This window comes from Pseudoalteromonas rubra, assembly GCF_005887115.1.
Taxonomy (GTDB): Bacteria; Pseudomonadota; Gammaproteobacteria; order Enterobacterales; family Alteromonadaceae; genus Pseudoalteromonas; species Pseudoalteromonas rubra_F.
The window spans coordinates 55350-70055 of sequence record NZ_PNCJ01000030.1 but is presented as its reverse complement, the minus strand read 5'-3'; the positions used below and the strand labels follow the sequence as shown (position 1 = coordinate 70055).

Below are 14706 nucleotides of genomic sequence, written 5' to 3'. Positions count from 1 at the left end.
ATAATAACAAAAGAGGTAACTTATGTTTAATAACATGACGTTAAGTGACAGTGCACAACAAGAAGGAGGTCTGCCCAGCAGCGTCTTGTTCATTGTTGGTTTAGTGGTTGCCACAGTCTGTCTGTTTCTGGCTATGTCCCTGGTCGAGTTTCAGCCGACAGACCAACCACTAGTGACACTGGTTGCCTCTAACCTCGAGCAAAGTGGGGTAGAGAACCCGGTTACGGCCGTGCTACTTAACTTTCGCAGTTATGATACTTTGCTGGAAGTTGCGGTGCTGTTGATTGTTGCCCTGGCGGTGATGCCTTCTGGCTTACAAGACGCCCAGCAGCCATTTATTACAGTATCTAAACCTCGAGAGCGGAGTCTGGTACTTGAAGCCTTCCTTCGGTGGTTGTTACCGGCGATAGTCGTTACATCAGGATATTTACTTTGGACTGGTGCTTCATTGCCAGGCGGTGCGTTTCAGGCGGGAGCATTGCTGGCAGGCGCGGGGATTTTGCTGCTACTTGCCGGTCATCACAGTTTTAACTTCAATGCTCCAACCGCGCGCCTGTTGTTAGTGATTGGCTTAGCCATGTTTTTATTGGTCGGTGCCGGAGTCATCCTGTCCAGTGGCATCGCGTTGGCCTATCCGGTAGCCATGTCTGGGATTTTAATTCTGGTAATAGAAGTGGCGGCGACGTTAACCATAGCGGCGGTCTTGGTTTTACTATTCTGTGCGTTGCAGATTGAGCCTTTGGGCCCACAGCCAAATCTTGGTGATAAGGAGAAGCACTTATGACGCAAGCTTTGTTGTATGGTGTATTTGGTATTGCACTGTTCGGTATTGGTCTGTTTGGTGTCTTGGCAATTACCCACGTCGTTAAGAAGATACTCGCCATCAATATTTGTGGTGTGGGGGTGTTTATGGTGTTTATAGCTAATGCCTCATCCGGCGCTACACCAGATTTTGTGCCACACGCTATGGTATTAACAGGGATCGTGGTTGCGGTCGCAGGTACGGCAATGGCGTTGTCTCTGGTGGTTCGGATCAACGCACTTGAAAAGCCTGAGGAAGACGCTTAATGCCAGTATTCGACGTTGCTTCTTTACTACCCCTGCTGATTGCGATCCCCCTGATTGGGGCTATTTTCTCGGTATTGTTGAGTACCAAACATGCGCAAGTGCTGGTTGGATTGCTAAGCGCATCGAGCCTGGTGTGTGTAATGGCGATTATTCTGGCCAATTTGCCTTCTGGAGGCACTGAGTTCGCGACACCAATCAGGTATGCCCTTGCAGGCTGGAAGGCTCCTTTGGGTATTGCGCTAAGCCTGGATGGGTTTTCAGCTCTGTTACTGTCATTGACCGTTTTTTTGGTCACTGTATTGACCATTTATTCTGCTTACTATTTCGCTGCATCACCTGCGCGTGTGCGCTTTTGGCCTCTGTGGTGGTTGTTGGTGGCGGGGATCAATGCGTTATTCCTGTCTGCTGACATTTTCAATGTCTATGTGACACTCGAAATTATCGGATTAGCAGCGGTTGCTCTGGTCGCGTTAAGTGGCAATAAAGCGGGACTGACGGCAGCGTTGCGTTATTTATTAGTGGGTCTGTTGGGGTCTCTTTGTTATCTGCTTGCCGTGGCTTTGTTGTATCACGTCTATGGTACTTTAGACTTTGCACAGCTTGCGGCCACAGCTGAATCCAATCCATTAAGCTGGGCAGCATTGGCGTTAATCACTGTGGGTTTGGTGCTAAAAACCGCCCTGGTTCCATTGCACTTTTGGTTACCTCATGCTCATGGCAGTGCACCGGCACCAGTCAGTGCTATTTTGTCCGCTTTGGTTGTCAAAGCGTCGTTTTATCTGTTGGTACGATTTTGGATGGAGATCCTGGCACCCGCCGTTACCAATGAAGCGTTAATGTTATTGGGCATATTAGGAGGGATAGCTATTCTGTGGGGGTGTGTGCAGGCACTCAGAACAAAGCGTCTAAAACTGATGGTGGCATACTCGACCGTCGCGCAAATTGGTTATCTGTTTTTGCTATTTCCACTTTTGATGAGCACCGAAGGGGCTTCAGGATCGCAACTGGCTGCCCAGCATCAAAGTGCGCTCGCCGCGGTGTCTTATTTTATTGTCGCTCACGCCTGTGCCAAGGCTGCGATGTTTATTGCTGCTGGCAACATTATACATTCGCTTGGCCATGACGACATTGCTAGGCTGCAGGGCATGGCAAAGTATATGCCATTGAGCTTGTTCACTTTTGCGATAGCTGGAGGCAGTTTAATCGGTCTGCCACCCAGTGCAGGCTTTATCGCCAAATGGTTATTGCTCAATGTTGCCATTGATACTAACCAGTGGTGGTGGGTCGTGATCATTCTTATGGGCGGCCTGCTGGCAGCATTGGCGATATTCAGAGTGCTGGACCTGGCATTTATTAAACCGGAGCAGGCGTCTGATTACATTGCCCCTGATAACTGGCAGAAGGTGCCAGTGGCTATGCCTGCCAGCGGCCTGGCGTTGGCCCTGTGTACTATGGCGCTGGGTTTCAATGCTGACCTGATTATTGACCTGATAGCGATAGGAGGCGGCGAATGATGTGGCAAAGTACTCTGCCTTTATTGATTTTACTGAGCGCTCTGGTATCCGGGGTTGCGATATTTTTTGTCAGCGACAACAAGCCAATACTTAGAAAAACCCTGAACTTTCTTGGGGCCGGCAGCTGTGTAGGCCTGATCTTAGTGATGATATCGGGTGTGTACCAGGGGCAGGTTTTTGAAACGCGTTTGCCCTTGCTGCCCAACATGGATCTGGTTCTTCATGCTGATGCTTTGTCTTTGCTGTTTGTTGCGCTATCCGGTTTTTTGTGGCTATTAACGACGATTTATGCCATTGGCTATCTGGAACAATCACCTAATCGTAGCCGCTTTTTCGGGTTCTTTAGCCTGTGTGTGTTCGCAACCATAGGCGTCGCGCTGGCTGGTAACTTAATCACCTTTTTGATTTTCTATGAGTTACTGACGCTGACAACTTATCCTTTGGTAGTCCATAAGGGGAATAAGGCCTCGCTGGCGGCAGGGCGTAAATATCTGATCTATACCATGCTCGGTGGCGCCAGTTTGCTTGCCGGTGTTGTTTGGTTAAAAGCTCTGGCTGGGTCATTGGACTTTACTGCGACAGGGATCCTCGCGTCCATGCCCCATTTAGACCCACTGCACCTGAAAGTGATTTTTGCCCTCATAATTATAGGCTTGGGGGTAAAAGCGGCATTGTTCCCGTTACATGGTTGGTTACCTTCTGCCATGGCTGCACCAGCCCCTGTGAGTGCATTGTTACACGCGGTTGCCGTGGTTAAAGCGGGTGCATTTGGCATAGTGCGGGTTGTTTATGATGTCTATGGAGTTGAATTTGCTCAGGAGCTTGGGTTGACCATTATTCTGGCTGTGTTGGCTTCTGTGACCATTGTTTATGGCTCTACCCGGGCTGTATTTCAGGATGATCTTAAACGCAGGCTGGCTTATTCAACGGTCAGTCAGGTTTCCTATATTGCACTCGGTACAGCCATTGCCGGACCAATCGCGACAATTGGTGGGATTGCACACCTGGTCCATCAAGGATTGATGAAAATCACCATGTTCTTCTGCGCCGGTAGCATTGCAGAAACACTGGGTGTCACTAAGGTTAGTCAGATCAATGGGGCCGGGAAACGAATGCCGTTAACCATGTTGGCGTTTAGCCTGGCAGTGCTGGGCATGATTGGTATACCGCCCGCTGCGGGTTTTATTTCAAAATGGTACCTGGGCACTGGTGCACTTGAGGCAGGCTTTTATTGGGTACTGGGGGTACTTATTATCAGTAGTTTGCTCAATGCTATCTACTTTCTGCCTATTTTATACGCGGCATGGTTTAAACCACAGCAGGGGGCCTGGCCAAAAGAAAAACCCAGAGGGCGGCTAGAAACGCATTGGATGCTCATGCTACCACCCATAGTGACTGCACTTCTGGCGCTCAGTGCAGGCTTGTTTGCTGATGCTCAGTTTAGCCCGCTGAATTGGGTGAAGCTGATAGCAGCCCGAGAATATGGCAGTGAGTTTGTATCAATACTGGCAGCCAGTTCGCAACAAATTCCTGCAATATGGCTGGCGCTTGGTGCACCGTTATTGTGTGCGCTATTGCTGGTGCGCAAGCAAATGCAGGAGGTAGCACACTGGTTTTTACCTTTATCGGCAGGTATCGCGCTGCTTGCCTATGCAATTTCTGGACAAGGTACCAACACCACGCCTTGGTTATTTTTTGGCAGTGTACTGACGCTAAACGATACGACATCGACTTTCTTTCTGCTTGCTGCTTGCCTGTGGCTGCTGGCTGCGGTTTTTGCCGTTAATTTTGTCAAAGCTGATGAGCGCAAAGTTAGGTTCTGCCTGTTTTTCCTGCTAGCCATGTGCGGTAATTTTGGGCTTGTGCTGGCCCAGGATATTTCAGGCTTTATCAGCTTCTTCACCCTGATGAGTCTGGCTTCGTACGGCCTGGTTGTGCACTTTGATACGGATGAAGCCCATCAGGCGGGCAAATCATACATGCAATGGGCTGTACTGGGAGAGCTGTTGCTCTTTACAGGACTCGCAGGTCTGGCATTTGGATCAATTGATCCGTCCTCAGCTGGAAATCTGGAGCAAACTTATCCGGCTTGGGCAATCGGGTTTTTACTTGCCGGGTTTGGGGTAAAGGCAGGCTTGTTTGGCTTGCACGTATGGCTGCCAATGGCCCACCCGGTGGCACCTGTTGCAGCCAGTGCACTGCTAAGCGGTGTTATGGTGAAAGCCGGTCTGCTGGGGTGGCTTAAATTTATTCCTTTTGGTGAGGTGGCCTTTGCAACTTTTGGTTCTGTGCTCGTGGTGCTCGGGTTGTTTGCTGCATTTTTTGGTGTTCTGGTAGGGGTTACACAGGATAATCCTAAAGCCTTACTGGCATACTCAACGATGAGCCAGATGGGCATTTTGATTGCGGCTGTGGGCGTTGGGCTGAAATATCCCGAGTTGTGGTCCTTATTGCTGCCTGCAATTGTGTTGTATGCCGTCAATCATGGCCTGGCCAAGTCTGCACTGTTTCTTTTTGCTGGCATAAATAGCACGTTAACATGGCACAAGTATCGCTGGGTTTGCTGGCTGGCTGCTGCATTACCCGCCGCCGCACTGGCCGGGTTACCACTAACCAGTGGTGCGGTTGCCAAGGCCGCGCTAAAGGATGTCGTGGAGCGGGATTTGCTTATGGGAACAGTCCTACCGCTGACAGCAATAGGAACCACCTGGCTGATGATGCGATTTTTACAGTTGATTGCACAAAAGCGACCAAAAACGGCGACTGGCCAACCTGATGTACTTCAGATAGGTGCGTACGGCGCATTATTGGTATTGGTGACAGTGCTGAGTTATTTGATACCACAAGCCAATGACGCATGGGCTACTCAACTGACTGTGACAAGCTTTTGGAGTAGTGCATGGCCTGTACTGCTTGGTCTGGGGGTTTATTTTATAACACGAGCATTTGTTGACAATATGGGAGCATTACCGGCCGGAGATATCAATGTTGCCTATTCGGAAGCGGGCAGCCTGGTACGTCTTGGTGCTGATACCCTGTCGCAGGGATTAAAATTGTTAAAAGATGAAATTGAGAATACCTCTTGGCAGTTGCCTCAGCGTGTGGTTTATCGCCAGGCGCGTGTAGTTGGTTTCGCGATGGCGGCCGTACGTTCCTTGATGACGCCGGGCGTATTGTTTGCATTACTGTTGTGCATGCTGCTGTGGGCGATGATAGCAGCAAGATAAGCTTATACGACCAAAGTTGACTTGTGATACTTGTGTTTCGCGTCAACACTGAATATCTCTGTGCAAAGTTATAAAGGTGAAAGAGATGATCAAAAGGCAAGTGGCAAAAGCGGTGGCATATTCGTTACTATCACCGCTTATCGTTGGCATACTGCTCGGAGGCTATTATGCGTTGATAAGTGGCCAGAGTAAGATTTTGTTTCAAATACTCATGACGGCCGTAGCCAATGCCCACATCGTTGGCCTGTCTATGGCGTTTTTTGTTTTGCCAGCTTATATGATGTTGTTACGTCATAATAAACTAAGTTACTCGGGTATTTTGACTGCGGGTATGCTCGGAGGCGCACTGTTTAGCTACTTGTTTGTTGCAAGCTCTGGTATGGTTTTTATAATCAATGCTGTGATGGCGGCGCTGGGGGGTGGGCTGTTTTTGTTCAGTTTGCGGCGCAATGCTCAGAATGCCTGATGGCTTTTTGTACAGCGTGGTGTTGTTTTACACTAATTTAATAGTTTTTCTGTCTAAAAGGTTTCATTTAGCTGCACGAAAGAGTACCTTTACTTCTTATGTAAATTTGTTGAATGACCGCAATGCAGAAGAAAAAGTTCTACGATACTCTCAGCCTACAAGCTCAGGCCCTGATTGGCGATGAGCACAACTACATCGCCAATATGGCAAACCTCAGCGCCCTGTTATTTACCTCAATGGAAGACATAAATTGGGCTGGCTTTTACTTATTAGATGGTAAAGATGAGCTCGTATTAGGTCCTTTCCAGGGCAATCCTGCCTGCATTCGAATCCCATTAGGCAAAGGCGTCTGTGGCACAGCTGCCGCTGAGTTAACGACCCAGCTTGTCGAAGATGTACACAGTTTTGATGGTCATATTGCCTGTGATGCTGCATCAAACTCTGAAATTGTCATTCCTGTGATGAGAAATGGTGAATTGTTTGCTGTATTGGATATTGATAGCCCGAGTTTGGCTAGGTTTGACGATGAAGATAAACTTGGCCTGGAAGCACTGGTAAAATGCTTTGAAGGTACATTGTAAATGAAAGAATTACTCAACGTTCAGGACTACCTGTTTTCCAATTTTGATGTGGGAGACTGGGAAGGGGAAGAAGAGCGAGTTGCAGAGACGCTGAATGAGCTTATCCACGTAGCCTGGGATCAGCTTCCCGATGACCTGGAATGTGAGAAAATCGATTTAATTATAAATGGAATATGGGAACATCTGCGCGGCGAGCTGGCGCTTGTCGAAGCCGAGTATGATGAACTCGTCGACTGGGTTACACATTACATTCAGTCATCTCTTGATGAAAATATTGAACTATAGGTTTAGACATGGAAACCACAAACAAGCTAAAAGATATCAAAGAGGTTCTCGACTTTTTATACGCCGAGTTTCCTCAGTGTTTTAAACAAAAAGACGGTATTAAACCGCTCAAGGTTGGCATATTTAAAGATATTGCTGCCAGAATCGAAGGGTCTGACAAGGTCAGTAAGACTCAGGTTCGACAGGCTTTACGTAAGTACACTTCTTCCTGGCGGTATTTAGAAGCCGTTATCAACAATGAGTTTCGTGTTGATTTGGACGGTAACGATGCTGAAAAGGTTGAGCAAGAGCACGTAGAGCATGCGCAAAAAGCACTGGAAGAATCTCGTGCAAAAATGGCTAAACGTAAAAAGCCTCAACGTCCCAGACAGGATGGTCGTGGCGAGCGTCGTCGCGATGGTGACACAAAATCTTACAAATCACGTGGTGATAACAAGCACCGCCACGGGAATAAAAACGCTAAAGTTAATGCTAAGCCTGAGCAGCAACAGCGTCGTAGTTCAGGGAAAGTTGAACCTCTGCCAGCAAATGAGGTCAAGGTAAATAATAAGGTTAAAGTGAAGTTGGGACAGGCTTTGGTCAATGCAACCATCACAGAAGTCAACAAAGATGAAGTGCATGTTGAGTTAGTGACAGGTATGCAAGTTAAAACCAAAGCAGAAAGCCTGTTTATTCTTTAAGGAGTCGTGTATGAGTAATAAGTTACCTTTAGTTGGTGTAATCGCACTGTTTGTATCTGGCGTGTGTTCAGCTGCAACACAGACGGTGACGGAAAAAGATATTCCCATATTGGAACCTGAAATCCAGCATGCGACGGCAACCAAAAGGGTAACCAGTAAATTTACTCGTGAACACTATAAGCGCTTTAAGCTAGACGATGCGTTGTCGGAGCAGATATTTGACCGATATATCGAAAACCTCGATTACAACAAGTCTCTTTTCCTGCAGTCTGACATTGACAAGTACTCAGGCTATAAAAAGCAATTCGACGACGCTTTAAAAAAGGGCAAGCTCGATTTTGCTTTTGCTATGTTCAACGACAGTATGCAACGTCGCTATGAGCGCTTTAATTATGCAATTTCTCTGTTAGATACAGAAATGAAGTTTGATAAACCAGACGAATTTGTATTTGACAGAGAAGACATGCAATTCGCCACGACTCAGGCCGAGTTGGATGAGTACTGGCGACAGCGTGTTAAATCTGATGCGCTGCGCTTAAAACTGACAGGTAAAGACTGGGCTGGTATCAAAGAAGTTCTGACCAAGCGTTACAAAAATACCATCAAACGTCTGGTACAGACCAACAATGAAGATGCATTTCAAATTGTAATGAATGCTTTTGCACGTAGCATCGAAGCCCACACTTCTTATTTATCACCTCGTCGGGCCGAACAGTTTAAGATGGATATGGAGCTTGAACTTGAAGGTATCGGTGCAGTACTTGGTTACGATGAAGATTACACCATCATCCGCAGCCTGGTACCTGGCGGTCCAGCTGATAAGACGGAAAAGATTAAGCCAGATGACCGCATTGTAGGTGTTGCACAAGATGGCGAAGAATTTGTTGATGTGATTGGCTGGCGTCTTGATGATGTCGTTGATCTCATCAAAGGACCTAAAGGGACCAAAGTAAGGCTGCAGTACCTTAAGGGAAGTGATACTCACGGTGCACCTAAGGTGGTTGAGATCGTCCGAGATAAGATACGCCTTGAGGACAGAGCCGCAAAATCGGAAATATTCGAAGCTAAATACTCAGATCTCACCAGCAAAATAGGCGTGATAGAGATCCCAAGCTTTTACAATAATCTGTCGAAAGATGTGAAAAAAGAGCTTGAAAAGCTTAAAGAACAAAATGTTGATGGGATTATCGTTGACCTCAGACAGAATGGTGGTGGCTCCCTGTATGAGGCCACTCAGTTGTCCGGTTTATTTATAGACAAAGGCCCGATAGTCCAGATCCATACCGCATACAACCGTGTTGAGGCGCAGAAAGACAGTGATGGAGTAACCTATTATAACGGCCCATTAACTGTACTGGTTGACCGTTACAGTGCGTCTGCTTCAGAAATCTTTGCAGCAGCGATGCAGGATTATGGGCGTGCTGTGGTTATTGGCGAACAGACTTTTGGTAAAGGCACAGTCCAGCAACATAGAGGCCTCAGAAAAACCTATGATCTGTTCGACAACGCGCTAGGCAGTATTACCTATACTATTGCCAAGTTCTATCGTATTGATGGCGGCAGTACACAAAACAAAGGCGTAATTCCGGATATTTTACTACCGTCTGCGGTTGAACCAGCAGAGTGGGGCGAGAGCCAGGAAGATAATGCTCTGCCTTGGGACAGTATTGTCAGGGCTAAGTATCAACAGTTGGATGATTTAAATCCAACCATTGCGTACTTGAATGAACGCCATGGTTTGCGAATAGCCAAAGAGCCAGAGTTTGCTTACGTTTACGACGACATTGCGCGATATAAAGCCCAAAAAGACGATATCTCGATTTCTCTGGTTGAAGCTGAGCGCACGAAAGAGCGTGAGGAGCGTGACGAGCGTGCGCTGAAGCGTACCAATGAGCGCCTTAAGCGCTTAGGTCAGGAGCCGGTGAAAGACCTGGACGATGTACCAGATATCATCGCAGAGCTGGACCCATACCTGGAAGAAGCAGCACTGATCACACAAGATATGATCAACTATGGTCGCCTGGCAAAAAACGAGGCAAGTGACTGAGTCTCTGGTTGCAAATAAGACGTACAGAAGGCTAAACTATGAAAAGGCGCATTGAGCGCCTTTTTTCGTTACCAGTGCGTGGGAAATTTGTTATTATTGTCAGCTGCAATATTAAAAATAGTCGGGCAGGAATATGCCTGGCGCTGTCTTGGGCGCAGATTCACGTGTTGTGCTTAACATTGAACTGACCCGACAGAGATAATAATAAAGCACTCCATTAAGTGCGAAGGAGTATTCTGGTTTGAGACAACAAAAACAAGCATCCTATTTAGATGCCTTTATTCCTATTGTGGTATTGGTCAGCTTATTAGGTGCTGCAGTATACCTGTATGGCGATAACTCTTCTTCGGGGCCAAACCAGATAGCCCTGCTATTTGCTACCTTTACAGCCGCGCTGATAGGTCTTAAGAATGGTTTTACCTGGAAAACACTCGAAGAGGCAATGATTAAAGGGATAACCATCTCTTTAGGTGCGATTCTTATTCTACTCATGGTAGGTGCATTAATTGGCACTTGGCTACTTTCGGGCACTGTACCAACCTTGATCTACTATGGTTTGCAAATAATCCACCCCTCCTGGTTTTATGCTGCGGGTTGTTTGATCTGCGGCATTGTGGCAATGAGCATCGGAAGCTCCTGGACCACAGCTGCAACGATAGGTGTGGCGTTACTCGGTGTCGCCAATGGTCTTGGACTTGATCCGGTGGTTACCGCCGGTGCCGTGATCTCCGGTGCTTATTTCGGTGACAAATTATCACCGCTTTCAGAAACAACCAATTTGGCGCCTGCGGTAGCTGGTAGTGACTTGTTCGAGCATATTCAGCATATGTTGTGGACCACAGTACCAAGCTTTGTCATTGCCCTGATTATCTTTATCATCATGGGTTTCAATGCCGATGTATCGAGCGAATCCGGCAAAATCGATGAGATCGCTGCAATTCTTGAAACAAACTTTAATATTGGTCTGGTGAATCTGGTACCCCTGATCATTCTACTTGCACTGGCGATTAAAAAAATGCCAGCTTTTCCTGCCATCTCTATCGGTGCTGTGATTGGTGCAATCTGGGCGCTATTATTTCAGGGAGATTTAATCGCGAGTCAGGTCAACCCTGATGAAGGTGTGCTGGTCAGTCACTTCAAACTGATTTGGGCTACTTTCTTTGATGGATTCAGCCTGGAAACAGGTAATGCTAAAATGGACGATCTGCTTAGTGGCGGCGGCATGTCAAGCATGTTGACGACAACCTGGCTGGTCATGACGGCTTTGATGTTTGGCGCTATCATGGAGAAAACGGGGCTACTTGAGCTGTTTGTTAAGAGCATACTTAAGGTTGCGAAAAGCACAGGTTCATTAATCGCTTCAACCGTCGCAACGTGTTTTGGTACTAATCTGGTGGCAGCTGACCAATACATTGCAATCGTAGTCCCGGGACGCATGTTTAAAGAAGAATACAAGCAGCGGGGCCTGCGCAGTGTCAATCTGTCCAGAACCCTTGAGGATGGTGGAACGATTACAAGTCCACTTATCCCTTGGAATACCTGTGGTGCTTATATGCAAAGTGTACTGTTGATTAACCCTCTGGATTATGCCGTCTATGCATTCTTCAACTTGATCAACCCATTCCTGGCAATAGTCTATGCATATCTGGGTATTAAGATTTTGAAAATTAAGCCAAAGTCAATGCAGCAGGCCGAAACCCCAGCTAACGCGTCGTAATTAGCAATACACAACGTTAAACAAAACGCCTCACTTAATTTGAGGCGTTTTTGCGCGTCTGTAATTCATAAATCCCTTTGCCCTCAGCGCAGGCCGTTCTACAATAAAGATATTGATTTGTACTCATTTTTTCATTTTGCCTCGCCGCGCCACACGCACTGTAGCAAATGTAAATTGATAATAGGAATTGTCATGACCTCAAAACCTCAGGCCAAATACCTGCATGATTATCAGCCGCCCACACATGCAGTTGAAAACCTCTCCCTAACGTTTGAACTGGATCCGCAGCATACTAAGGTAACTGCCCGGTTTATACTAAATGCACAGGGCGACGCTAGCTCTGTAATGCTAGATGGCGTTGAATTGACATTAAACTCAGTGCATGTAGATGGACAAGTGCACACCAATTATAGGTTACACGATACGGGCCTGGAGTTATTCGGGCTGGGTAAGCGCGCTGAAATTGAAATTGTTAATACCATTTCACCGGGAGCAAACACATCACTGGAAGGTTTGTATCTGTCAGATGGCGCTTATTGCACGCAATGTGAGGCTGAGGGGTTTCGTAAGATAACTTACTTCCTGGATCGTCCTGACGTACTGACGACCTACAATGTAAAAATAATTGGCCCTAAACAAATGCCGTATCTTCTATCAAACGGTAACAAGGTAGACAGTGGCGAATTATCAGATGGCCGTCATTATGTGTGCTGGGAAGATCCCTTTAAAAAGCCTTCTTATCTTTTTGCTTTAGTGGCAGGGGATTTCGATGTACTGACGGATCACTTTGAAACACGTACAGGGCGTAAAGTTGATTTACAGCTGTTCGTTGATAAAGGAAATCTGAGCAAAGCACCGCATGCAATGACTTCTTTGAAAAAGGCTATGGCCTGGGATGAACAACGCTTTGACCTGGAATACGACCTCGATATTTATATGATAGTGGCGGTCGACTTCTTCAATATGGGCGCGATGGAGAACAAAGGTCTGAATGTTTTCAATAGTGCTTGTGTACTGGCAAATCAGGAGACTGCAACAGATCGGGATTTCCATATCATAGAGTCTATTGTCGGTCACGAGTATTTTCACAATTGGACAGGTAACCGTGTGACCTGTCGGGATTGGTTTCAGCTGAGCCTAAAAGAGGGTCTTACGGTATTTCGTGATCAGGAATTCAGTAGTGACCTGGGCTCTCGCGCTCTGAACCGGATAGATGCCGTCAATACAGTCCGTACACATCAGTTTGCTGAGGACGCGGGGCCTATGGCGCATCCAATCAGACCACAGCAAGTGATCGAAATGAATAATTTCTACACCGTCACTGTGTATAACAAAGGCGCTGAAGTGATCAGAATGATGCACACTATATTGGGTGAGGCAGGTTTTCAGCAGGGTATGAAGCTCTACTTTGAGCGTCACGATGGACAGGCTGTGACCTGTGATGACTTTGTAGCCGCCATGAGTGATGCTAATGGTAAAGATTTAAGCCAGTTTAAACTCTGGTATAACCAGGTTGGCACGCCAAAGGTCAGTGCTCGCACAAGTTTTGATGAACAACAAGGGGAGTTTACACTCCATCTGGCGCAAAGCCACGCGGATAATGATCCGGTAGAAGCCCCACTGCATATTCCGGTTGCTATAGAGCTGCTTGATAAGCAAGGGCAGGTCATTACGGTACCTGAGTCGATTGCCAAACAGGGCAAAGTCATAGAGTTGACCGAGAAACAACAGAGCTTTGTATTCTGTGGACTCGACAGCGAGCCTGTGATTGTGTTACTTGAAGGATTCTCAGCACCTTGTTTATTGAGTTACGATTATCAGCAGCACCAATTGCTCCATATTGCCAAGTATGCAAGCAGCGATTACGCGCGTTGGGAAGCCATTCAGCAACTTTACAAAGCGGAAATTAAGGCGCTGGTAAACACACAGATGTTTTCTGAGTATCAGTTGCCCGAATGTTTGACGCAAGCACTGACTCTGTTACTTGATGATCTCAGCGGTGATTTATCAATTTTAGCTGAGCTATTTACCGTCCCCGGGTTTGACGCGCTCAGTGCAGACTATACCCCGGTTCCAGTCGCACAGCTGGACCAGGCTATTTCTACCGTAGAGTACCAAATAGCAGAACAACTTAAGCCAGCCTGGTGTGCAACCTATTCTAAGCTCCAGGATGACGGTAGCCTTGACGCTAAAGCTGTGGCTATTCGCACAATGAAAAACAAATGCTTGTTTTATCTTGCTCAAGTATCGGACTCGCAGATCCAAGGCTGGATACAGGCGCAAAGTGAAAGCCACAACATGACATTAAAACTGGGAGCACTCAGAGCTGCTGTGAATGGCCAGCACGTACTGACGCAGTTGTTGTTAGACGATTTTGATAAACAGTGGCAGTCAGATCTGTTGGTAATGGACAAATGGTTTGCCTTGCAGGCAAGTCGACGCGATGACAACTGCATAGACAACATTCTGTCACTTTATACCCATCCCTGTTTTGACAAAGCAAACCCAAATCGCGTGCGAGCACTCATAGGTGCTTTCACTCGCACTAATCCGCGTCACTTCCATCGCGAAGATGGCCAGGGCTATGCGTTGCTTGGCGATTTAATCGCAGAGCTAAATCAGGTAAACCCGCAAAATGCTGCCAGGATCATCACTCCCTTACTGTCTTTTAAACGTTTTGATGATACCCGACAGGGCCTGATGAAAGCACAGTTAGAGAAATTAGCACGATTGCCTGAATTGAGTGATGACTTGTACGAAAAAATCGACAAAGCGCTGAACTAACGGCGCTTTTAGTTGTGATATGTAAAGGTTTTTATCCACACAATGCATGAGTATTACTTTTACATGGATTTGAGCCATGAACAGTGTATGGCGTATTACCATGGACACGTTGAGTTTATACAGGTCGTTGAGGATGGTGGGAAGCGGATCCGCTTTCCCGCGCATCATATCCGTCGGCATGTCTCAAGTTTAGGGGTCCGTGGGCGCTTTCGTTTACTGCTTGATGAAAATAACCGCTTCGTAGCGTTGGAAAAAGTAGTTTGATGACAATTATGCGACGAGACATAAAGTATTTTTGTTAAATCGGTTTGTTTTAAACTTAAATTACGTGTTATAA

At 46.8% G+C, this 14706-nt stretch carries 12 protein-coding genes; all 12 read left to right on the top strand.

Annotation, left to right across the window (positions count from 1 at the left end; all coding sequences use genetic code 11):
• The first annotated feature begins 22 nt into the window (after positions 1 to 22).
• The 12 genes from mbhE (at position 23) to CWB98_RS18215 (ending at position 14633) form a co-directional block, all read left to right on the top strand.
• A complete protein-coding gene (gene mbhE, locus CWB98_RS18270) occupies positions 23 to 784 on the top strand; it encodes a hydrogen gas-evolving membrane-bound hydrogenase subunit E (protein WP_138546154.1) in 762 nt (253 codons plus the stop codon).
• The gene (locus CWB98_RS18265; RefSeq protein WP_138546153.1) at positions 781 to 1068 is read left to right on the top strand and encodes an NADH-quinone oxidoreductase subunit K; all 288 of its coding nucleotides are present in this window, start codon (positions 781 to 783) and stop codon (positions 1066 to 1068) included. Before mbhE ends, CWB98_RS18265 begins: the two co-directional genes overlap by 4 nt.
• Positions 1068 to 2582 carry a complex I subunit 5 family protein gene (locus tag CWB98_RS18260; RefSeq protein WP_138546152.1) on the top strand — a complete coding sequence of 505 codons (1515 nt, stop codon included), beginning with the start codon at positions 1068 to 1070 and terminating at the stop codon, positions 2580 to 2582. Before CWB98_RS18265 ends, CWB98_RS18260 begins: the two co-directional genes overlap by 1 nt.
• The gene (locus CWB98_RS18255) at positions 2579 to 5809 is read left to right on the top strand and encodes a complex I subunit 5 family protein (protein WP_138546151.1); all 3231 of its coding nucleotides are present in this window, start codon (positions 2579 to 2581) and stop codon (positions 5807 to 5809) included. Before CWB98_RS18260 ends, CWB98_RS18255 begins: the two co-directional genes overlap by 4 nt.
• A gap of 88 nt (positions 5810 to 5897) precedes the next feature.
• Positions 5898 to 6275, top strand: a complete 378-nt coding sequence (locus tag CWB98_RS18250) for a hypothetical protein (protein WP_138546183.1) — start codon at positions 5898 to 5900, stop codon at positions 6273 to 6275.
• Positions 6276 to 6397: 122 nt separating this feature from the next.
• Positions 6398 to 6856: a GAF domain-containing protein gene (locus CWB98_RS18245; RefSeq protein ID WP_054017184.1), complete on the top strand. Its 459-nt coding sequence runs from the start codon at positions 6398 to 6400 to the stop codon at positions 6854 to 6856.
• Positions 6857 to 7141 carry a hypothetical protein gene (locus tag CWB98_RS18240; protein WP_138546150.1) on the top strand — a complete coding sequence of 95 codons (285 nt, stop codon included), beginning with the start codon at positions 6857 to 6859 and terminating at the stop codon, positions 7139 to 7141. It begins immediately after the preceding gene.
• 8 nt (positions 7142 to 7149) lie between these two features.
• A complete protein-coding gene (gene proQ, locus CWB98_RS18235; protein WP_054017147.1) occupies positions 7150 to 7821 on the top strand; it encodes an RNA chaperone ProQ in 672 nt (223 codons plus the stop codon).
• 10 nt (positions 7822 to 7831) lie between these two features.
• The gene (gene prc / locus CWB98_RS18230; protein ID WP_138546149.1) at positions 7832 to 9868 is read left to right on the top strand and encodes a carboxy terminal-processing peptidase; all 2037 of its coding nucleotides are present in this window, start codon (positions 7832 to 7834) and stop codon (positions 9866 to 9868) included.
• A gap of 241 nt (positions 9869 to 10109) precedes the next feature.
• Positions 10110 to 11585, top strand: coding sequence for a Na+/H+ antiporter NhaC (gene nhaC, locus CWB98_RS18225; protein ID WP_138546148.1), 1476 nt, complete (start codon positions 10110 to 10112; stop codon positions 11583 to 11585).
• A gap of 192 nt (positions 11586 to 11777) precedes the next feature.
• The gene (pepN, locus tag CWB98_RS18220; protein WP_138546147.1) at positions 11778 to 14369 is read left to right on the top strand and encodes an aminopeptidase N; all 2592 of its coding nucleotides are present in this window, start codon (positions 11778 to 11780) and stop codon (positions 14367 to 14369) included.
• Positions 14370 to 14411: 42 nt separating this feature from the next.
• Positions 14412 to 14633 (top strand): DUF2835 domain-containing protein, encoded by a 222-nt coding sequence (locus tag CWB98_RS18215; RefSeq protein WP_082353332.1) that lies wholly within the window; start codon positions 14412 to 14414, stop codon positions 14631 to 14633.
• Positions 14634 to 14706: the final 73 nt, after the last annotated feature.

Coding starts and splice junctions, on each gene's coding strand:
- proQ (WP_054017147.1), top strand. CDS start 7,150: ATGGAAACCACAAACAAGCTAAAAGATATCAAAGAGGTTCTCGACTTT.
- CWB98_RS18265 (WP_138546153.1), top strand. CDS start 781: ATGACGCAAGCTTTGTTGTATGGTGTATTTGGTATTGCACTGTTCGGT.
- CWB98_RS18255 (WP_138546151.1), top strand. CDS start 2,579: ATGATGTGGCAAAGTACTCTGCCTTTATTGATTTTACTGAGCGCTCTG.
- CWB98_RS18240 (WP_138546150.1), top strand. CDS start 6,857: ATGAAAGAATTACTCAACGTTCAGGACTACCTGTTTTCCAATTTTGAT.
- pepN (WP_138546147.1), top strand. CDS start 11,778: ATGACCTCAAAACCTCAGGCCAAATACCTGCATGATTATCAGCCGCCC.
- mbhE (WP_138546154.1), top strand. CDS start 23: ATGTTTAATAACATGACGTTAAGTGACAGTGCACAACAAGAAGGAGGT.
- CWB98_RS18260 (WP_138546152.1), top strand. CDS start 1,068: ATGCCAGTATTCGACGTTGCTTCTTTACTACCCCTGCTGATTGCGATC.
- CWB98_RS18245 (WP_054017184.1), top strand. CDS start 6,398: ATGCAGAAGAAAAAGTTCTACGATACTCTCAGCCTACAAGCTCAGGCC.
- prc (WP_138546149.1), top strand. CDS start 7,832: ATGAGTAATAAGTTACCTTTAGTTGGTGTAATCGCACTGTTTGTATCT.
- CWB98_RS18215 (WP_082353332.1), top strand. CDS start 14,412: ATGCATGAGTATTACTTTTACATGGATTTGAGCCATGAACAGTGTATG.